Source organism: Mycobacterium sp. 134, assembly GCF_048282715.1.
In the GTDB taxonomy this organism is placed as follows: domain Bacteria; phylum Actinomycetota; class Actinomycetes; order Mycobacteriales; family Mycobacteriaceae; genus Mycobacterium; species Mycobacterium septicum.
In genome coordinates this window covers 5,290,410-5,310,075 of the sequence record NZ_JBLVUN010000008.1, presented here as the reverse complement: position 1 = coordinate 5,310,075, position 19,666 = coordinate 5,290,410, and the positions used below count along the sequence as shown (strand labels likewise).

Genomic DNA, 19,666 nt, shown 5'->3' with positions numbered 1-19,666 from the left:
AACTCCTCAGTTGTGGAATTAGTGATTCGAGCGTAGACCTGGCCCGATCGAGAAGTCAACGACTGTAGAATTTCGGAACTATGCCGCCACGTGGACGACGGCCGGGACAGCCCGGCACCCGGGAAGAGTTGGTGGCCACCGCCCGGCGGATGTTCGCCGAAGGCGGCTACGACAAGACCTCACTGCGCGACATCGCGGCCGCCGCGGCCGTGGACCCGGCCCTGATCCGGCACTATTTCGGCAGCAAGGCCGAGCTGTTCCGGGCCACCGTGGGCTGGCCGTTCGACCCCGCACAGTTCAGCGGTCGAATTCTCGACGACGGCACGGCCGGCCTGGCCGAACGCCTTACCCGGGCCTTCTTCGAGCTGTGGGAACAGCCCGACACCCGCGCGCCCCTGTTGGCCATCCTGCGAGGTGCGGCCACCCATGAGGAATCCGCAGCGCTGGTCCGCCAGTTCATCGAGCAGCGGCTCTACCCGCAGATCGCCACCGCACTCACCGGTGCCGACGCCGCATTGCGGGTGGACCTGGCCATGGGCCAACTGCTCGGCATCGCCTACCTGCGCCACATCCTGCGGATCGAGCCGATCGCATCGCAGCCGACCGAGGAACTGATCGCCCGCGCCGTGCCCGCGGTGCGCGTGCACCTGGATGAGGACGGCTGAGCAGTTCGTTCGCTACTCGCTCACCGACGGCAGGGGGATGACCGCGGTCACCGTGGTGCCCGCACCCGGTCGTGACCGGATGTGCAGCCGGCCGCCGACGATCTCGGCGCGCTCGGCCATCGACAACAACCCGTAGCCGCCCATCTCGTCACTGCCCAGCGGGTGCTCGAACGTGTCGAACCCCTTGCCGTCGTCGACGATTTCGAGCCGGGCTACACCGTCATCGACGGCGAAGGTGAGCCGGGCCCGGTCAGCCTCGGCATGTTTGACCACGTTCTGCAGGCATTCCTGGGCGATCCGGTAGAGGGCCAGCTCGATGTGGTCGGGCACCCGGGTCTCGGCGAGGTCGACATCGATCTCCACCCGCGGGATCGACCGGGCCAGGCTGGCCAGCCCGCCGGACAGTCCGAGGTCGTCGAGCACGGGCGGGCGCAGCCCGCTGATCGCGGCCCGCGCCTCCTGCAGCGTCAGTGCGACCAGTTCGCGTGCGGCAGCCAACTGCTCGGCCACCGCCTGCGGCTCGACCGCGCGCGCCGCGGCGTCGAGCCGGTAGGACAGCGTCACCAACCGCTGCGAGATGCCGTCGTGAATGTCACCGGCCAACCGGCGCCGCTCGAGTTCCTGCGCCTCGATCACCTGCTCGACGAAGTTCTCGTGCGCCCGCTCGCGGGCGACCAGCTGGCGGTGCAGCCGTGCCTGGTGCAGTGCCCCGGCGATCAGCCGGCCGATCACCAGCAGTAACTCCACGTCGCGCGGGGTGAACTCGCGGCGGTCGACGGTGTGCACGTTGAGCACACCGACGAGCCCGCCCGGCCCGGTCTCCATCGGGACCGACACCATCGAGGTGAAATCACGCCCGCGCAGCGACTCGAACGGCTTGTAGCGGGGATCGGACTCCTTGTCGTGGCTGATCACCACGGGCTGGCGGTGGTCGGCCACCCAACCGGAGATGCCCTGCCCGAGCGGGAGCCGGATCTTGCCGATCTCGGCATCGAACGGCGGCGTGGCCCCGGCCAGCGTCAGGGCGCGTTCCGAATCGTCGAGCACGTGGACGAAGCACACGTCGGTGGCGGTGGCCTCGGTGATCATCCGGGCGGCCGCGGCGGCCAGCGGCTCCACACCCGGACCGCTCGACGCGGCCCGGATGAGTTCGCGCAGCAGGGCCAGTTCACGGTCGGCGGTGAGGTCGATCGGGCCGAGTTCACGTGCGGGTTTGTCGGTCATTGGTAGATGCCTTCACGCAGGGCCGTCGCCACCGCGCCCGCCCGGTCGCTGACCCCGAGCTTGCGATAGATGGAGCGCAGGTGGGTCTTCACGGTTTCCTCGCCGATCACCAGCTTGTTGGCGATCCCGCGGTTGGACAAGCCTGCGACGACGAAGGACAGGATCTCGCTCTCGCGCTGGGTCAGCCCCTGCCGGACCCCCGGCCAGAACTCGTCGCGCTGCAGCCGGGCCGCGGTACCGGCCGCGCGGGCCGCCATGCCCGGATCGATCGCGGTCTGGCCGCTGTGGGCGAATTCGAGCTGTCGCACCAGTTCGTCACTGCTGATGCTCTTGAGCAGATAGCCGGAGGCGCCCACCCGCAGCGCCTGGAACAGGTACTGCTCGTCGTCGTAGACCGACAACATGACCACCTTGCGGTCGGGATCCCGCTCCCGCAGCACCCGGCACAGGTCCAGCCCGCTGGAACCCTCCATCCGCACGTCACACAGCACGATGTCGGGGTTGAGCGTCTCGATCACGCTCAGGGCACGCTCGGCGCCTACCGCCTGGCCGACCACCTCGACCCGGTCGTTGAACGCAGCAAGCATGGCCTTGAGACCCTCGATGACCATCTCATGGTCGTCGACCAGCACAAGGCGCACTGGATTGGAGGGCGCCATGGCATCACCCTAGAGGTGGTGGCGGGCTGGGTAGATCAACTTGACCGGCCCAATCCCCCCTACGGGGGACGCGCCGCCTGTGTGACGTAGGCCACTCTCATGTGGTGCCCTCACTACAAGAGAAGTCATGGCGTGCCGGACGGTTCTGGTGGGACTGTCCGCAGACCGAAGCCCCTGCCCATCCGCTCCGTGCGGTGGTCTTCGACCTCGATGCACTGTCGGACCTCGACCTGGAGGGGCATCGCGTCGTCTTCAACGCGGCCTTCGCTGCGCACGGTCTGCCCATCCAGTGGAGCGTCGGCCGCTATCAGCAGCTTCTCGCGCTGCACGACGAGCGTCAGCGGGTCACCGCCGAACTGCGTAAGCGGTGCGTCGGCACGGAGTGCGATGTGCTCACCGAGGTGCTCGCCGACGAGATCTGCATGACCAAGGACATGATGTTCGACGAGATGATCCTCGAGGCCGGCCTGACGCCACGGCCGGGTCTTGATGATCTGGTGAATGACGCGTTCCTGGCCGGTCTGCCGGTCGCGGTCGTCGCCGCGGGCCGTCGGCGCTGGGCCGAACCCCTGGTGCGCCAGCTCGTCGGTGACGGCCTGGTGGAAACCGTCGTCACCACCGATGACGTGAGCGCCACCGGGGCCGAGCTGTACCGGCACGCCCTGGCCGAACTGGGAGTGGCGGGCCCCGACGCGTTGGCGATGGCCGGCTCGGCCGCGGGTCTGCGTGCAGCCAACGGCGCCGGGATGGCCAGCGTTCTCATCGACCCCGACCCCGACGCCGGCGCCGGTTCGTACGCCGCGGTTGCGGTGCGGCCGGACTTCGTCGGCGCCGACGCGCTGCGCCTTCCGGTATGCCAGCGCCTGCACAGCCAGTGGTGGGCTCAGCGCAGCCCGTCTGCCGCGTAGATCAGCCTGGGCTTCACGTTCGTAACCTGGTGGCGGCGAAACGCGAACTTTTCCGCCACCACGTTACGAGCGCGATGCTGTCGGTGGGCGCGGGCACACTTTTCCCGCATGGTGGAGCCGTTCATCGGCAGTGAGGCGCTTGCGGCCGGAAAGCTGACCCGCCACGATTTGCGCGCCCGGTTCGTCGCCGTGCACAAGGACATCTACATTCCGCGGGGAACCCGGCCTACCGCAGTCCTGCGGGCCAAAGCCGCTTGGTTGCGGTCGCGGCGGCGGGGCGTGCTGGCCGGACACTCCGCGTCGGCGCTGCACGGTGCCCGCTGGATCGATCCGGCGTTACCCGCCAACATCCTCGACACCAATCGGCGGCCGACCCGGGGCGTCGTCGCCTGGGCCGACGCGATCGACGATGACGAAATCTGTTTGGTCGGCGATATCCGGTTGACCAACCCGCTGCGGACCGCGGTGGATCTGGCCTGCCGACTGTCAGAAGACGCCGCCGTGGCCGCGATCGATGCGCTGGCTCGCGCCACTCGGCTGAAAGTCGCCGACATCGAACTGGCCGCGCAGCGGCACGGCGGGCGCAAAGGCATCAAACAGGCACGCGCGAGCATTGCCCTGGTCGACCCCGGAGCCGAATCTCCGAAGGAAACATGGTTGCGGCTGTTAGTTGTTCGAGCGGGATATCCACCACCTCAGACCCAGCACCCGATCTACAACGAATACGGCGCGTTGATCGGGCACGTCGACACTGCCTGGCCGGAGCTGAAGATCGCGATGGAGTACGAAGGGCAGCACCACACCGATCCCGATGTCCTCCGCCACGACATCGCCCGCATCGACGAAATGATCGAAATGGGCTGGATCGTCATTCGGGTGACCTGCCGCGACGGCGAGGCGAACGTTCTTGGCAGGCTCGCCAGGGCGTGGGCTTCACGTTCGTAACGTGGTGGCGGCGGAACACGCATTCCGGCGCCACCACGTTACGAACGCGGACTCGAATCAGCTGCGCAGCGTCTCGATGACCGCGCTGAAATCCTTGTCCGCGTGGGAGACGTCGGACGTAATGAACTCGGCATAGATCTCGGCGGCGTGCGTGCCCAGCGGGGCCGACGAACCCGTGGACTCCACGGCGGCCATCGCCAGGCCCAGATCCTTGTTCATCAGCGCGGTGGCGAACCCCGGCTTGAAATCGTTGTTCGCCGGGGAGGTGGGCACCGGACCGGGAACCGGGCAGTTCGTGTGCACGGCCCAGCAGTTGCCGGTCGCGCCCGTGATCACGTCGAACAGCGCCTGCTTGTCCAGGCCCAACTTCTCGGCCAGCACGAACGCCTCACCGACGGCGATCTGCTGCACCGCCAGCACCATGTTGTTGCAGACCTTGGCGGCCTGGCCGGCGCCGGTGGCACCGCAGTGAATGATCTTGCCCGCCATGGGATCCAGCACCGGACGGGCAGCGTCAACAGCTTCATCGGAGCCGCCGACCATGAAGGCCAGCGTGCCCGCCACCGCGCCCTTGACCCCACCGGAGACGGGGGCATCGAGCTGGGCGAAGCCGTGCTCGAGTGCAACCTTGTGCACCTCGCGGGCATCGTCGACCGAGATCGTCGAGCTGTCGATGAACAGTGCCCCCTCGGCGGCGGCGGGCAGCACCTCGGCGTAACAGCTCTTCACCAACGCTCCGTTGGGCAGCATGGTGATCACCACGTCAGCACCGGCAACGGCCTCCGCTCCGGTGGCGAACACGTTGACGCCGTTGGCCTTTGCCGCCTCCTGCGCGGCGGGAACCGGATCGAAGCCGCGCACGGTGTGCCCGGCAGTCACCAGGTTGGTGGCCATCGGCCCGCCCATGTTGCCCAGCCCCAAGAACGCGATCGTGCTCACTCAAAGTCTCCCTATCCGGTGGCGCGGGCCCGAGCCGATTCGGATCGGCCGATGACCACGCGCATGATTTCGTTGGTTCCCTCAAGAATGCGGTGCACCCGCAGATCCCGGACGATTTTCTCCAGACCGTACTCGCGCAGATACCCGTAGCCGCCGTGCAACTGCAGCGCCTGATCGGCCACCTCGAAGCACTTGTCGGTGACATACAGCTTGGCCATCGCACACAACGTGACCTTGTCGGGGTGGTTGGCATCCAGCGCGGAGGCCGCCCGCCACAACATGTTTCGTGACGTCTCCAGGCCGGTGGCCATATCGGCGAGGGTGAACCGGATGGTCGGCTCGTCGAGCAGGGCCCCGCCGAACGCCTGGCGGTCGGCCAGGTAGCCCAGCGCCTTGTCGTAGGCGGCCTGTGCTCCGCCGAGCGAGCAGGCGGCGATGTTGATCCGCCCGCCGTTCAGCCCGTTCATCGCGATGCCGAACCCGGTGCCCTCGGTGCTGCCCAGCAGTGCCTCGGCCGGAACCCGTACGCCCTCGAAGATCACCTGAGCGGTGGGCTGGGCATTCCAGCCCATCTTCTGCTCCTGTGCACCGAAACTCAGCCCCGCCGCGTCCTTTTCGACGACGAACGCAGAAATGCCCTTCGGGCCGTCGGCGCCGGTGCGGGCCATCACCACGTACACATCTGAACTGCCTGCCCCGGAGATGAACTGCTTGACCCCGTCGAGGACGTAATCGCTGCCGTCGCGGACCGCTCTGGTCCGCAGCGCCGCTGCGTCCGAGCCGGCACCCGGTTCGGTGAGGCAGTAGCTGGCGATGGCCTCCATCGACGCCAGCCGGGGCACCCAGGTCTTGCGCTGCTCCTCGGTGCCGAAGCTGTCCACCATCCACGCGCACATGTTGTGGATGGACAGGAACGCCGCCAGTGTCGGATCGGCCGCGGCGAGCGCCTCGAAGATGCGCACCGCATCCAGTCGGCGCAGCCCGCTGCCTCCCGCGTCCTCACCGCAGTAGATGGCGCCCATGCCGAGTTCGGCCGCCTCGCGCAATACGTCGGTGGGGAAGTGATGGGTCTCATCCCATTCCAACGCGTATGGCGCGATGCGCTTTTCGGCGAACGCGGCCGCCGTCTCGGCGATCACGCGTTCGTCTTCGTCCAGGTCGTGCAGATTCACAGGTGTGCTACTTCATGGTCGGGATGACGAACTCGGCGCCATCCTTGATGCCCGACGGCCACCGCTCCGTGACGGTCTTGGTCTTGGTGTAGAACAGGATCGAATGCGGCCCGTGCTGGTTGAGATCGCCGAATCCGGACCGCTTCCAGCCACCGAAGGTGTGGTAGGCCACCGGAACCGGGATCGGCACGTTGACGCCGACCATGCCGACCTGCACGCGGGAGACGAAGTCGCGCGCGGCATCCCCGTCGCGGGTGAAGATCGCGACGCCATTGCCGTACTCGTGCTCGGACGGCAGCTTGAGGGCTTCCTCGTAGTCGTGGGCCCGGACGATGCACAACACCGGACCGAAGATCTCGTCGGTGTAGATCGACATGTCGGTGGTGACGTTGTCGAACAAGGTGGGGCCGATGAAGTAGCCGCTCTCGAGGCTGGCGTCACCGAAGGTCAGCTCGTTGCTCGCGCGCTCGCGGCCGTCGACCACGAGTTCGGCGCCGGCCTCGACACCCTGGCCGATGTAGTCGCGCACCCGCTCGAGGGCCGCGCCCGTGACCAGTGGTCCGTAATCGGCCTTGGGATCCAGGCTGTGCCCGACCCGCAGCTGGTTGATCCGTTCGACAAGCCTGGCGCGCAACCGGTTCGCGGTGTCTTCGCCGACCGGCACCGCGACGCTGATGGCCATGCAGCGCTCGCCGGCACTGCCGTAGCCGGCGCCGATCAACGCGTCGACGGCCTGGTCCAGGTCGGCGTCGGGCATCACGATCATGTGGTTCTTGGCGCCGCCGAAGCACTGTGCGCGCTTGCCGTGCGCGGCCGCGCCCGAGTAGATGTACTGCGCGATGTCGGAGCTGCCGACGAAGCCGACCGCCTTGATCTCGGGGTGCTCGAGGATCGCGTCGACGGCTTCCTTGTCGCCCTGCACGACCTGGAACACGCCGGCCGGCAGGCCGGCCTCGATGAACAGCTCGGCCAGCCGCAGCGGAACCGAGGGATCACGCTCGGAAGGCTTGAGCACGAACGCATTTCCGCACGCCAACGCGGGGCCGGCCTTCCACAGGGGGATCATCGCCGGGAAGTTGAACGGGGTGATGCCCGCGACCACGCCCAGCGGCTGGCGGATGGAGTACACGTCGATGCCCGTGCCCGCGCCCTCGGTGAACTCACCCTTGAGCAGGTGGGGGATACCGACGGAGAACTCGATGACCTCAAGGCCGCGCTGGATGTCGCCCAGTGAGTCGGCGACGGTCTTGCCGTGCTCCAGGGAGAGCAGTTCGGCGAGCTCGTCGGAATTCTGGTTCACCAGCTCGATGAACTTCATCAGCACCCGGGCGCGACGCTGAGGGTTGTAGGCGGCCCATTCCTTTTGGGCCTCGACGGCGCCGGCCACCGCGGCGTCGACGTCGGCGACCGAGGCCAGGACCACCTGTGCCTGCACCTCGCCGGTGCTGGGGTTGAGCACGTCGGCGGTGCGGGTCGACCCGGCGGTGGTGCGCTTGCCGTTGATGAAGTGGGGGATCTGAGTGGTCATGGCGTTCCGTCCCAAGAGAGATGCGCAGTTATGTGGCTCGGGGCATACCCGAGATACTTGCATATCCTAGTAATTGGTCGGAGCGTTTGGCAAGGGGTGCGCGGACGGCGTGCTTCAGGGGTTCTGGCTGTTGCGCCACCGCAAGGGCGGTGCGCCGTACCGGCGCTGGAACGCACGGCTGAACGCGGAATCGGACGTGTAGCCGACGGCCTGCCCGACCCTGCTGACCGAGGTGGTGGTGGACCGGAGCAGGTCCGCGGCGCGGTCGAGCCGACGCTCCGTGACATAGGCGGCAGGGGACTGCCCGAACAGGCGGGTGAACCGTTCGGCGAACGTGGACCGCGAATGTCGGGCGAGGTCGGCGAGTTCGGTGACCGACCACGGATGCGCCGGATCGTTGTGCACAGCGGTGAGCACCGGACCCAGTTGGGGATCCATCGCCGCGGTCAGCCAGCCCGGCGCCGCATCGGCGGACCTGGACCACTCCCGCAGGGCGTGGATGAACAACAGGTCGAGGATCCGGGAGATCATCACTCTCGCGCCGGGCCGGGGTTCCGTGGTCTCGGCCAGCAACAGCTGCAGGCTCAGTGTCAGCCACTCGTGGCCCGGTGCGCCGGCCCGGATCATGATGGCAGGCGGTAGCACGGACAACAGCGGGTCGGCCACGGCGCTGTCGACGGCGAAGGTTCCACTGAGCCAGCGCGCCGAGTCCGGATGCTCTTGCCCGGCACCAGGATTGCGGTCACGTCCGGACAGCGGGCGGGAAGCGGCGCGATCGCCGTTGGAGATGCCATGTGCGTCGCCGCGGGCCAGCAATGCCATGTCACCGCCATCCATCGGCAGGGCCCGACCCTCGATGTGCAGCGTGAGTCCGTCGGTCTCGGCGATGTGCAGTACGCGGGCTGCGGCCGGAACGGTCACATGGAAGGGCGTGGCGGGCGACCACCGCGTCACGGCGTCCCCGCGGAGGCGCACGGTGCGCAGGATCTCCGACAGGGCGTCCGAACCGGCCGGGCTGGAGGACGTGAGCCCCAGAGGATCGGCTAACTTTTCCGGCGAATCGATCATGGCTGTTGCCTCATGCTCCAAATATGGTGGAACCGTCACGGGTGGTCAACGCCTGGGATTCCGAGACCGAGGAGGGTCCGAAGATGGCCGACAAGCCGGCAGTTGTTCTGGTGCACGGGTTTTGGGGTGGGGCGGCGCACTGGGCGAAGGTGATCGTGGAACTGCGCAAGCGCGGCTACGACAAGCTGTATGCGGTGGAGAACCCGCTCACGTCCCTGCAGGACGACACACACCGCACGCAGCAAATGGTCAAGCAGGTCGTCGGGCCTGTACTGCTGGTCGGTCATTCGTACGGTGGGGCGGTCATCACGGAAGCGGGAGATCTGCCCAATGTCGTCGGGCTGGTCTACGTCGCGGCCTTCGCGCCCGACGCGGGGGAGAGCGCCGGCCAGATCAGTGAGCAACAGCCACCGGCGGCCTTCGACAACATCGCACCGGACTCGGATGGCTACCTGTGGATCAAGCAGGACAAATTCTCCGAGAGCTTCGCCCAGGATCTGCCCGACGACGAGACCCTGGTGATGGCGGTGACCCAGAAGGCGCCGCTCGGTTCGACCTTCGGTGACGCCGTGTCCGCCCCGGCCTGGAAGAGCAAGCCCGTCTGGTACCAGGTGTCGACCCAGGACCGCATGATCCACCCGGACAACGAGCGCCGGATGGCGCAGCGGATGAACCCCCGCAAGATCATCGAACTCGACGCGAGCCACGCGTCGTTGGCGTCCCAGCCCACCGCGATTGCGGATCTGATCGACGAGGCGGTGGCCGAACTCGGCGGCTAGCCCAGCGGCTCGGCCGGGCCCGCATGTGTGGAACGCACCGCGCCGATGCTGGCGACGGTGACCAGGGCGACGCCCAGATAGCCCAGCAGTCCGATCTGCTGGCCGAGCACCACGAGCCCGGCCAGCGCGGCGGTGACCGGTGACAGGCAGGTCAGCACCGCGAAGGTGGCAGGCGTGAGGCGGCGCAGGGATATCAACTCCAGCGAGTACGGGATCACCGAGGACAACACCCCGACCGCCGCGCCCACCCCGAGCACGCGCCAGTCGAGTGCGTCCAGGTGCACCGAGGTCACCGCGAACGGGGCGACGACGAGGGCGCCCATGGCCGTGGCCAATGCCAGGCCGTCGACGCGACGGAACTCCGCGGCGGTCCGCGCCGACGCCAGGATGTAGCCGGCCCAGGCCACGCCCGCGGCTGCGGCGAAGGCGAACCCGGTGACCTCGAAGTGCCCGCCGCCCCCGTGTGGCAGGCCCAGCATCGCGACCCCGGCGAAGGCCAGCACGGCCCACAGCCACGCGACCCGGCGGGTACTCGTCACCACCGAAAGGATCAGCGGGCCGAGGGCTTCGATGGTCACCGCGATGCCGAGCGGAATCCGGTCGATGGCGAGATAGAAGCAGAAGTTCATCGTGCCCAGCGTCACGGCCAGTGCGATCGCCGCGCCCCAGGCCCGCCGCGTCAGGCCCCGCACCGACGGGCGGGCCGCCGCGCACAGGATGACGCCGGCGACCGCGAAGCGGGCGAACAACGCCCCCACGGTGCCGACGGCGGCGAACAGCCCGACCGCGAACGCGGCGCCCACTTCCTGGCTGATCGCGGCGACCACCACCAGCAGCGCGGCCCCGAGTGGGGCGCGGGTGGTCACACCGTTACCGTCACCGGCAGCTGTGCCCCCGTGGCCAGTTCGGCATAGCCGCGCATCAGCCGTAGCGCGGTGGCGCGGTCGAGGTCCGGGTCGCGCGCCACGATGCGGTACCCGAGATAGTCCTCCATCGTCATGAGCGTCATGGCGATATCGCGTGCCGGTGAGGCCAGCGTGAAAATCCCTGCAGTGGAGCCTGTTTCGAGGATGCGAACGTAAAGGCTCACCTGTCGGTGATAGATGTGCTGGATGTCGTGACGCTGATCGAGCACGAAGCCGGCGGCCAGCACGGCCCGCCAGATCGCCCGCCACTCGGCGTCTTCCGGCCCGGACGGCAACCCGGCGGCGATCATGAACGCGATCTGATCCCGCGCATCTTCGGTGCGTTCCACCACGGCGAGCCGGTCGTCGTAGAACTTGCTGTCCGAGCGCTGCGCCAGGGCCGAGAGCAGTTGGTCGGTCTCCCGGAAGTAGTAGCGCACGGCGTTGGGGGTCAGATTGAGCTCAGCGGCGACGTCGGCGATCCGGAACGTGGTCAGATCCTTGCGCTCGATCAAAGCGATCGTCGCGTCGAGGATCTCCTCACGTCGTTGAGCCTGTCGATTCGGCCGTCCCACGGGTCCCATCCTTCACGACTTCGTCAGTTGAGTTGACGCCGGTGGTTACCCGCCGCCATTATTTTCCAATCCTGAAAAGAATTTGGCCACAACTTTCCGGAGGACGCATGCTGGACTGCTCCTCGCGGCGTCCGCGCGCCCGCGACATCGGTGTCGTGATCGGTGAGCATCCCACGGGTCTGAACAACGCCATCACCGATGTGGCCGGCGTACGCGTCGGGCACACCACGATCCAGCGGCCCGGACCCAACCCGGTGAACACCGGCGTCACCGTCGTGATCCCGCACCCCGAGATCTTCACCGAGCCGGTGTTCGCCGGTGCGCACCGGCTCAACGGCAGCGGCGAGCTCACCGGACTGGAGTGGATCCGCGAGTCCGGCGAACTGACCACACCCATCGGCCTGACCAACACCCACAGCGTCGGCGTCGTCCGGGACACCCTGGTCCAGGCCCAGGTGCGGGCCCGCGGCGACGGGCTCTACTGGTCCCTGCCGGTCGTGGGGGAGACCTACGACGGGCTGCTCAACGACATCAACGGCTACCACGTCCACCCCGAACACGTCGCCGCTGCGCTGGCCGATGCGACGGGCGGTCCGGTCGCCGAAGGCAACGTGGGCGGCGGGACCGGGATGATCTGCCACGGCTTCAAAGGCGGGATCGGCACCGCTTCCCGAATGACCGAAACCGTGGCCGGGCCCTACACCGTCGGGGTGCTCGTACAAGCGAATCATGGTCGGCGGGAACGTCTTCGGGTCAACGGAGTGCCGGTCGGGGAGATGGTCGGCCCCGAGCTGGTGCCGACCCCTGACCTTCCGGTCCCGTATCCGGCGGGATCCGGCTCGATCATCGTCGTGATCGCCACCGATGCGCCGTTGCTGCCGCACCAGTGCACCCGGCTCGCGCAACGCTCGGCCCTGGCCGTCGGCCGGGTCGGTGGAACGGGTGAGCAGTACAGCGGTGACCTGATGCTGGCCTTCTCCACCGGCAACCGGGGAATCCCGCCGTACGGGTGGGACGAGAACCCCGACGCCAACCGCCCCGAGATCGCGGTGCGCATGGTGGCGCCACAGCTGATGACCCGGCTGTTCGACCTGGCCATCGAGGCCACCGAGGAGGCCATCGTCAACGCGCTGGTGGCCGCCGAGACCTTGACCGGCCGGGGCGGGTTGACCGCCCACGCGCTCGACCACAAGCTGCTGCACTCGGCGCTGGTGCTGGAAGGTCATTGACCCAGGTCGGCGGGTCCGCACGGCCGGGGGAGGAACAACGACCAGCACATGTTCGGAGGCTGCCAGGGGTAGGGCGGTGGCGGGTTGTCGCCTTCCCACACCGTGGACGAGACGTTGCCCTGACCGCTGTTGACGTAGTGGTAGCTGTGGCAGACGTTCCAGTCCCAGGTCGGCCGGGCGTCCGCCGGCGAGTTGAACCCGCCGCCGTAACCGCCCGGTTCATCGCCGGGACACCACTGGTACGGGCCGGCGGCCTGGGCCGTACCCGATCCGTGGACCAGCCCGGCCAGCGCCAGGCCGCCTGATACGAGCAACGTCGTCGCAAACTGCGAGGCTCGGTTCATGGTGGTCTCGTTTCGTCGGGCGCGTGTCACGCTGATACGCCCATCGTCGCCCCGCCGGACGGCCCCGTATGCAGTAGCGGACTACCTCATTCAGCGCTGGACTCGGGCGCGCAACTCGTCGGCGAACGCCCTGGTGTCGTCCCACGTCGGCAACAGCCCCGCAGCCCGCACCTGCTCCAGCGTGGGGGCGGCCGCGTCCCGGTCGGACAGCACCGGCTCGCCCTCGATCGGCCAGTCGATGCCCAGGTCGGTGGCCAAGATGGTGTGCTCCCGATCCGGGCTGTACGGCGCCGAACACAGGTACATCACCGTCGAGCCGTCCTGCAGCGACAGGAAGGCGTGACCCAGACCCTCGGACAGGTACACCGAACGCCGGTCCTGGTCGTCGAGCAGCACCGAGTCCCACTGCCCGAAAGTCGGGGAGCCCAACCGGATGTCGACCACCACGTCGAGGACGGCCCCGCGCACGCACGTCACGTATTTGGCCTGGCTGGGCGGCAGTTGAGCGAAATGCACGCCGCGCAGCACTCCGGCCGCCGACACCGAGCAGTTGGCCTGTCGCACATCGAGGCGGTGGCCGGTCATCTCGGCGAACCCGGCCTCGGTGAACCATTCGAAGAACATGCCTCGCGCATCGCCGTGCAGCTTGGGCGTGATCTCCCAGGCGCCGGGGATGGTCAGCTCGCGCGCGGTCACTGGCCACGCTCCGCATACGCGCCTTCTACGGCCTCTTTCAAAGGACCCCACCAGGATTCGTTGTCGCGGTACCAGTCGATGGTGGCCTGCAGGCCCTCGTCGAAATCGGTGTGCTTCGGTGCCCAGCCCAGTTCGTCGTGCAGGGCCGACGGGTCGATGGCGTAGCGCAGGTCATGCCCGGGCCTGTCGGTGACATGGTCGAAGTCGTCCGGGTCGCGGCCCATCAGCCGCAACAGGGTGCGCATCACCGTGAGGTTGTTGCGCTCGCATTCGGCGCCGATCAAGTAGGTCTGCCCGCTGCGGCCGTTGGCGAGAATCTCCCACACCGCCCGGTTGTGGTCATCGACATGGATCCAGTCACGGACATTCGCGCCCGCGCCGTACAGCTTGGGACGCCTGCCGGTGAGGATGTTGGTGATCTGGCGCGGGATGAACTTCTCGACGTGCTGATACGGGCCGTAGTTGTTGGAGCAGTTCGAAATCGTCGCGCGCACACCGTAAGAGCGGACCCACGCCCGTACCAGCAGGTCGGCCGCGGCCTTGGTGGACGAGTACGGGCTCGACGGGTTGTACGGCGTTCCCGGGGTGAACCGGGCCGGGCTGTCGAGCTCGAGATCGCCGTACACCTCGTCGGTGGAGATGTGGTGTAACCGGACCCCGTGTGCGCGGACCGCCTCCAGCACCGTGAAAGTGCCGATGACGTTGCTGTGCAGGAACGGCTGCGGATTCGCCACCGAGTTGTCGACGTGGGTCTCGGCCGCGAAGTGCACGACGGCGTCGGCCTCGCCGACTAGCCGGTGCACCAGCTCGGCGTCGGCGACATCGCCCTGCACCAACCGAATCTTGTCGGCCACCGGTGCCAGGGATTCCTGGCTGCCCGCGTACGTCATCGCATCGAGCACGGTCACCGAGGTGGTCGGCGCCTCCCCGACAGCGAGCCGCACGAAGTTCGCGCCGATGAACCCGGCGCCGCCGGTGACCAGTAGCCGCATGGGTCAACCCTAGTGGGCAAACCCCTCAGCTTTTGAGACCCAGCGGCCCGGCCAGCTCCGTCAACGTCGGGATCAGCTTGTCAGGGCCGCCGAGTACCTGGATCGCGACGTGGTCGGCGCCACTGGCGACATGTTGCTGCAAACGCGCCGCGATGGCGTCTGCCGTGCCATGCGCGACGACCGCGTCGATCAGTTTGTCGCTGCCGGGCTTGGCGATGTCATCTTCGGTGAAACCGAGCCGGCGCCAGTTGTTGAGGTAATTGCTCAGATTCAGATAGAAGTCGACCGTGTCGCGTCCGATCGCACGGGCCGCTGCGCCGTCGGTGCTCAGCACCACCTTGTGCTCTGGTGCGAGGAACACCGACTCGCCGATCACGTCACGGGCATGCGCGGTGTGCTCGGGCGTCGTGAGGTAGGGGTGCGCGCCGGCGCTGCGCTGCGCCGAGAGCTTGAGCACCTTGTCGCCCAGCGCGGCGATCACCAGCCGGCTGGTCGGCACTTTGGCCGCGTCCAGCACGTCGAGGTATTCGACCAGTGCCTCATACGGCTTGCGGTATTCGCCGGTGTGCTCGGGATGTCCCACCCCGATGCCGAGCAGGAACCGGCCCGGGTAGGCCGCCTCGATGCGGTGGAACGATTCGGCGACCGCGTTGGCATCGGCGGTCCAGATGTTGACGATGCCGGTGGCCAGCTGAAGCGTCTCCGTGCGCTCGAGGATGGGTTCGGCGAATGCGAGGTCGGCTGCCGGAGAACCGCCCACCCACAGCGCGCCGTAACCGAGCTTCTCGATCTCGACGGCCTGCTCCGGCTGCACCGCCCCGAACGTCCACACCCCGTAGCGACCCAGATCCGGTTTGAGAGAGAGCGATTCGGTCATTTGCGAGTCCTGTCTGTGGTCCTCTAAGCCAAGCCGAGCGGCCCGGCGAGTTCGGCCAGTGCGGGTACCAGTTTGTCGGGTGAGGTCAGTACTTGTACAGGCACGTGGTCGGCACCGGCATCGCGATGCTGCCGCAGCCGGGCGGCCACCTCGTCCACCGTGCCGTATGCGACGACGGCGTCGATGAACCGGTCACTGCCCGGTTTGGCCAGATCCTCGTCGGTGAAGCCGAGTCGCTTGAAGTTGTTGAGGTAGTTGCTCAGTCCGAGGTAGATGTCGAGTGCCTTGCGGCCCAGGGCGCGCGCCTTCTCGGTATCGGTGGTGAGCACTGCTTTGTGCTCGGGAGCCAGAAACGCGTCGGGACCGATCAGCTCGCGTGCCTGCGCGGTGTGCTCCGGTGTGGTCAGGTAGGGGTGCGCACCCGCCGAGCGGGCCGCCGACAGTTGCAGCACCTTGGGGCCAAGAGCGGCTACGACCCGACGGTGCTTGGGAACGCCGTACTCGTCGAGCTTGTCGAGGTAATCGGTGAGCGCGTCGAGCGGCTTGCGGTACTCGCCGATGGCCTCGCGGTGGCCGACCCCGATGCCGAGCAGGAACCGGCCCGGGTAGGCCGCCTCGATGCGGTGGAACGACTCGGCGACCGGGCCCGCGGCCGCACTCCAGATGTTCACGATGCCGGTGGCCAGCTGCAGGGTGTCGGTGGCGGCCAGGATCGGATCGATCCACTCCAGCTCGGCGGGTGGTGATCCGCCGGCCCAGATCGCGCCGTAGCCCAGTCCTTCGATGTCTCGCAGCTGCTGCGGCGACAGTTGCTGGAACTGCGAGTAGTGGCCGAACGCGCCGTATGTGCCGAGATCGGGCTTGCCGCCCGTTGTGGTCTGGGTCATGAACGTCTCAACGGGGGTGTATGCGGGGGCTATTCCGGGTGAATCACGCTGATTCTGGATCTGGCCGTCACTCCGGAGCGGCCTGGCCCTCGGGCGCGGGAGCCTGCAGGGGCAACAGCACGATGAAGCGGGTGTCGCCGGGCTCGGACTGCACCCGGAGATCGCCGTGGTGCTTTTCCACCACGATGCGCCAGGCCAGGTCCAGGCCCAGGCCGGTGCCCTCGCCGAACGGCTTGGTGGTGAAGAACGGCGTGAAGATGCGGTTGATGTCCTCGGTGGGGATGCCCGGTCCGTCGTCGCAGATCTCCACCCGGATCATCTCGTCGGTCTCCCGGCTGGTGCGCAGCGTCAGCGTGCCGTGACCGTCCATCGCCTGGATGGCGTTGTCGATGATGTTCGTCCACACCTGATTGAGATCACCTGGGTAGCAATGCAATTCGGGCAGCGACTTGTCCAGGTCCTTGCACAGGCTGACCGGCTTGTCCTTGCCGATCTTGTCGCCGAACATCATCAGTGTGCTGCGCAGCAGTTCGTGGACGTCGGCGCTCTGATAGTCACCGCGGTCCATCTGCGAATACTGCTTGGCGCCGGCCAGCAGCGCCGAGATCCGCTTGCTCGCCTCGGCGATCTCGTTCATCCGCAGCTCGGTGTCGATGGTGTATTTCAGCCAGCCCAGGGCCGCCTGCAGCGTCGCCGACGCCTCCCCGTCCTTGAGCGCGTCATCGACCGACGCCGAGATGCGTTCCAGCCAGTCGATGTCGAGACCGGCTTCGACGAATGTCGGGGCGTAGTCCCAGGCTCCTACGATCTCGTGGTCCTCGAGCCAGTCGCCCATCTCGTCTTCGCGGTCGGAGGTCTCCAGCGCGGTGAGCTCCAACCCCTTGTGCTTGGCGACCTGCTCGGCTACCTCGTCCTGGATGGTCACCAGCATCCGCAGCGCCTGAGGGGTGAACTTGCCGTCGGCCAGCATCGCCAGCTTGTGACGCATCTTGCCGACACCTTCGCGAAGGTCGGCCACGGCACGTGCGGTGGCCGCTGCCGGGTTGTTCAGCTGATGGGTCAGACCCGCGGTGATGTTCCCGAGAGCCAGCAGCTTCTCGCGCTGACCGATGATCTGGCTCTGCCGTCGGCCACCGACCTTGTGGCCCTCCAGCAGGTGCACCGCCATCGGGAATTGGGACTGCATGAACCCCGCGAAGGCATTGGCATCCAGCACGAAAACCCGCGACGGCTTCGTCAGGCGTACCGACGCCTCGTACACGTGTTCCTCACCGGGGATGTACGCCGACCAGGCGCCGAAGTACACGCCGCGCATCGAGGTGCGGTTGGTCTGGATGTCCACGCCGCCGGAGCGCTTCGACATCACCAGCTCACCATCGAGCATCACGTAGAAGCACGTCGCCGGATCACCTTCGGTGACGATCGGGCCGGCCGGGAACGTCTCGATGCTGCCGGCCTGGCACAACGTGTCGAGTTGCGCGTCGGAAAGGTGCTCGAACAGGAACAGCGTCCGTAGTTCGTCCCGCACGCAGGTCTCGCCCATATCCGTCCTCAACTCCTCAGGCCTCGCCGGCCATCACGCTTCTGCCAGGTATCGGTGCACGAGCATCACAGCCATCGACCCTTCGCCGACGGCGGCAGCCACCCGCTTGGCGGACTCGGCACGCACATCTCCTGCAACAAACACACCGGGCACACTTGTTTCCAGGTGATGCGGCGGACGTTCCAGGCCCCAGCCGCACACGTCGCGCAGGTCCGGGCCGGCCAGGATGAACCCGTGGTCGTCGCGGGCCACCACGCCGTCGAGCCACTCGGTGCGCGGGGTCGCACCGATGAAGCAGCACAGGCGCGAAGCCCGCACCTCCTCGTGCTCGCCGGACTGCCGGTTCACCAACTCCAGTGCCGCCAGATGATCGTCCTCACCGATGGCACCGACCACCTCGGTGCAGGTGCGCACGAAGATGTTGGGCGTCTGCTCGATCTGCTGGATGAGGTAGTACGACATCGACGCTTCCAGCGACGGTCCGCGCACCAGCAGCGTCACCGACTTGGCCTCGCGTGACATGAACATCGCGGCCTGCCCGGCCGAGTTGGCGCCGCCGACGATGTACACGTCCTCACCGCGACATTCGGAGGCGTCCGACACCGAGGCGCCGTAGTACACGCCACGGCCGACGAAGTTGTTCGGATTGTCGGGATCGGCGAAGCATCCCGGCACCGGGAGCTGGCGGTACTCGACGCCGGTGGCCAGGATGACCGCGCGGGCGCCGATGGTCTCGCCGTCGGCGAAGGTGATGGTGCGGGCCGCGCCCGCGATGTCGAGGGCGACGGCTTCGCGGGTGGTGATCACCTCGGCGCCGAACCGCTCGGCCTGCCTGCGGGCCGAGGTGGCCAGTTCGGCCCCCGAGACCCCGGTCGGGAAGCCGAGGTAGTTCTCGATCCGGGAGCTGCGACCGGCCTGCCCGCCGGTCGTCGTGCCCTCGATCAGCACGGTGCGCAGCCCCTCGGAGGCCCCGTACACCGCGGCGGCCAGACCAGCCGGACCGCCGCCGATCACCGCGAGGTCGTACATGGTCAGCGACGGCGTGGTCGAGAGCCCCAGCATGTCGGCGAGCTCGCCGTCACTGGGTTCGACCAGCGTCTCGCCGCCCTCGGTGATCACCACGGGCAGTTGCAGACCGTCCAGGCCCGCGGCGTCCAACAGCTGACGGCCGACGGGCTCGTCGGTGGTGAACGCGCGGAACGTGTGCTGGTTGCGGGCCAGGAACTGGCGCACCTCCCAGGACCGCGAACTCCACTGGTGCCCGATGACCTTGGTGTGCGGGATGGCCCGGTCGCCGACGGCGTGCCAGGCCTCCAGCAGACCGTCGACCACCGGGTAGAGCTTCTCCTCGGGCGGATCCCACGGCTTGAGCAGGTAGTGGTCGAGGTCGACGACGTTGATGGCGTCGATCGCCGCGGTGGTGTCGGCGTACGCCGTCAACGAAACGCGCCGGGCCATCGGGTACAGGTCCATCGCCGATTCGAGGAACTCGATGCCGCTCATCTGCGGCATCCGGTAGTCGGCGACGAACACCGCGACGGTGTCGCCGCGCAGCTTCAGTTCGTTCAGGGTCTCCAGGGCGTCCGGGCCGGATTCGGCACGCACGATCCGGTAGCGCTCGCCGTAGTGGCGGCGCAGATCGCGGGCGACGGCACGCGAGACCGCGGGATCGTCGTCGACGGTCAGGATCACGGGTTTACGGGGCTGGGAGGCGGGGCCAGTCATCGCTAC

The 19,666-nt window shown here is 67.7% G+C and carries 20 protein-coding genes; 5 read left to right on the top strand and 15 right to left on the bottom strand.

Translation table 11 applies throughout. The features are described from left to right. Window positions 1-80 precede the first annotated feature (80 nt). The gene (locus ACNQVK_RS30215; RefSeq protein ID WP_418032455.1) at window positions 81-665 is read left to right on the top strand and encodes a TetR family transcriptional regulator; all 585 of its coding nucleotides are present in this window, start codon (window positions 81-83) and stop codon (window positions 663-665) included. Window positions 666-677: 12 nt separating this feature from the next. Here the strand turns inward: ACNQVK_RS30215 and ACNQVK_RS30210 are convergent, their stop codons facing one another. Both ACNQVK_RS30210 and ACNQVK_RS30205 read right to left on the bottom strand, forming a co-directional pair. Continuing rightward, window positions 678-1,889 (bottom strand): GAF domain-containing sensor histidine kinase, encoded by a 1,212-nt coding sequence (locus ACNQVK_RS30210; protein ID WP_044516224.1) that lies wholly within the window; start codon window positions 1,887-1,889, stop codon window positions 678-680. Further along, complete coding sequence (locus tag ACNQVK_RS30205) at window positions 1,886-2,548, bottom strand: response regulator (RefSeq protein ID WP_044516225.1); 663 nt, start codon at window positions 2,546-2,548, stop codon at window positions 1,886-1,888. The genes ACNQVK_RS30210 and ACNQVK_RS30205 overlap by 4 nt, the downstream gene beginning before the upstream one ends. A 104-nt stretch (window positions 2,549-2,652) precedes the next feature. Here ACNQVK_RS30205 and ACNQVK_RS30200 point away from each other — a divergent pair, with 104 nt between their 5' ends. Further along, window positions 2,653-3,456: an HAD family hydrolase gene (locus tag ACNQVK_RS30200; RefSeq protein ID WP_418032454.1), complete on the top strand. Its 804-nt coding sequence runs from the start codon at window positions 2,653-2,655 to the stop codon at window positions 3,454-3,456. A 108-nt stretch (window positions 3,457-3,564) separates the two neighbouring features. Further along, window positions 3,565-4,401 carry a hypothetical protein gene (locus ACNQVK_RS30195; protein WP_418032453.1) on the top strand — a complete coding sequence of 279 codons (837 nt, stop codon included), beginning with the start codon at window positions 3,565-3,567 and terminating at the stop codon, window positions 4,399-4,401. 57 nt (window positions 4,402-4,458) lie between these two features. Here the strand turns inward: ACNQVK_RS30195 and mmsB are convergent, their stop codons facing one another. From mmsB to ACNQVK_RS30175, 4 genes are all read right to left on the bottom strand, one after another. Beyond that, complete coding sequence (gene mmsB / locus ACNQVK_RS30190) at window positions 4,459-5,340, bottom strand: 3-hydroxyisobutyrate dehydrogenase (protein ID WP_418032452.1); 882 nt, start codon at window positions 5,338-5,340, stop codon at window positions 4,459-4,461. 11 nt (window positions 5,341-5,351) lie between these two features. After that, window positions 5,352-6,512, bottom strand: a complete 1,161-nt coding sequence (locus ACNQVK_RS30185; protein WP_090424673.1) for an acyl-CoA dehydrogenase family protein — start codon at window positions 6,510-6,512, stop codon at window positions 5,352-5,354. Between the two features lie 7 nt (window positions 6,513-6,519). Then, complete coding sequence (locus ACNQVK_RS30180; RefSeq protein ID WP_211157786.1) at window positions 6,520-8,040, bottom strand: CoA-acylating methylmalonate-semialdehyde dehydrogenase; 1,521 nt, start codon at window positions 8,038-8,040, stop codon at window positions 6,520-6,522. A 114-nt stretch (window positions 8,041-8,154) separates the two neighbouring features. After that, window positions 8,155-9,108 (bottom strand): cupin domain-containing protein, encoded by a 954-nt coding sequence (locus ACNQVK_RS30175; protein WP_418032451.1) that lies wholly within the window; start codon window positions 9,106-9,108, stop codon window positions 8,155-8,157. An 83-nt stretch (window positions 9,109-9,191) separates the two neighbouring features. Between ACNQVK_RS30175 and ACNQVK_RS30170 the strand changes: the two genes are divergently transcribed. Next, window positions 9,192-9,887, top strand: coding sequence for an alpha/beta hydrolase (locus ACNQVK_RS30170; protein WP_418034432.1), 696 nt, complete (start codon window positions 9,192-9,194; stop codon window positions 9,885-9,887). Here the strand turns inward: ACNQVK_RS30170 and ACNQVK_RS30165 are convergent. Together ACNQVK_RS30165 and ACNQVK_RS30160 are read right to left on the bottom strand one after the other, a co-directional pair. Continuing rightward, window positions 9,884-10,753 carry an EamA family transporter gene (locus ACNQVK_RS30165; protein WP_418032450.1) on the bottom strand — a complete coding sequence of 290 codons (870 nt, stop codon included), beginning with the start codon at window positions 10,751-10,753 and terminating at the stop codon, window positions 9,884-9,886. The two genes, ACNQVK_RS30170 and ACNQVK_RS30165, sit on opposite strands and share 4 nt — an antisense overlap. After that, window positions 10,750-11,376 carry a TetR/AcrR family transcriptional regulator gene (locus tag ACNQVK_RS30160; protein WP_418032449.1) on the bottom strand — a complete coding sequence of 209 codons (627 nt, stop codon included), beginning with the start codon at window positions 11,374-11,376 and terminating at the stop codon, window positions 10,750-10,752. The genes ACNQVK_RS30165 and ACNQVK_RS30160 overlap by 4 nt, the downstream gene beginning before the upstream one ends. A 98-nt stretch (window positions 11,377-11,474) precedes the next feature. Between ACNQVK_RS30160 and ACNQVK_RS30155 the strand changes: the two genes are divergently transcribed. Then, window positions 11,475-12,596: a P1 family peptidase gene (locus tag ACNQVK_RS30155; protein ID WP_418032448.1), complete on the top strand. Its 1,122-nt coding sequence runs from the start codon at window positions 11,475-11,477 to the stop codon at window positions 12,594-12,596. Here ACNQVK_RS30155 and ACNQVK_RS30150 read toward each other — a convergent pair. From ACNQVK_RS30150 to ACNQVK_RS30120, 7 genes are all read right to left on the bottom strand, one after another. Then, entirely contained in the window at window positions 12,590-12,940 is a 351-nt protein-coding gene (locus ACNQVK_RS30150; protein WP_418032447.1) for a hypothetical protein, read from the bottom strand. The two genes, ACNQVK_RS30155 and ACNQVK_RS30150, sit on opposite strands and share 7 nt — an antisense overlap. Before the next feature lie 90 nt (window positions 12,941-13,030). Beyond that, window positions 13,031-13,636, bottom strand: a complete 606-nt coding sequence (locus ACNQVK_RS30145; RefSeq protein WP_418032446.1) for a dTDP-4-dehydrorhamnose 3,5-epimerase family protein — start codon at window positions 13,634-13,636, stop codon at window positions 13,031-13,033. Then, entirely contained in the window at window positions 13,633-14,628 is a 996-nt protein-coding gene (rfbB, locus tag ACNQVK_RS30140) for a dTDP-glucose 4,6-dehydratase (protein WP_418032445.1), read from the bottom strand. Before rfbB ends, ACNQVK_RS30145 begins: the two co-directional genes overlap by 4 nt. 25 nt (window positions 14,629-14,653) lie before the next feature. After that, the gene (locus ACNQVK_RS30135; protein WP_409550245.1) at window positions 14,654-15,505 is read right to left on the bottom strand and encodes an LLM class F420-dependent oxidoreductase; all 852 of its coding nucleotides are present in this window, start codon (window positions 15,503-15,505) and stop codon (window positions 14,654-14,656) included. Between the two features lie 23 nt (window positions 15,506-15,528). Next, the gene (locus tag ACNQVK_RS30130) at window positions 15,529-16,392 is read right to left on the bottom strand and encodes an LLM class F420-dependent oxidoreductase (protein WP_211157794.1); all 864 of its coding nucleotides are present in this window, start codon (window positions 16,390-16,392) and stop codon (window positions 15,529-15,531) included. Window positions 16,393-16,459: 67 nt separating this feature from the next. After that, window positions 16,460-17,935: an ATP-binding protein gene (locus ACNQVK_RS30125; protein ID WP_418032444.1), complete on the bottom strand. Its 1,476-nt coding sequence runs from the start codon at window positions 17,933-17,935 to the stop codon at window positions 16,460-16,462. A gap of 33 nt (window positions 17,936-17,968) precedes the next feature. Beyond that, a complete protein-coding gene (locus ACNQVK_RS30120; RefSeq protein WP_418032443.1) occupies window positions 17,969-19,660 on the bottom strand; it encodes an FAD-dependent oxidoreductase in 1,692 nt (563 codons plus the stop codon). Window positions 19,661-19,666: the final 6 nt, after the last annotated feature.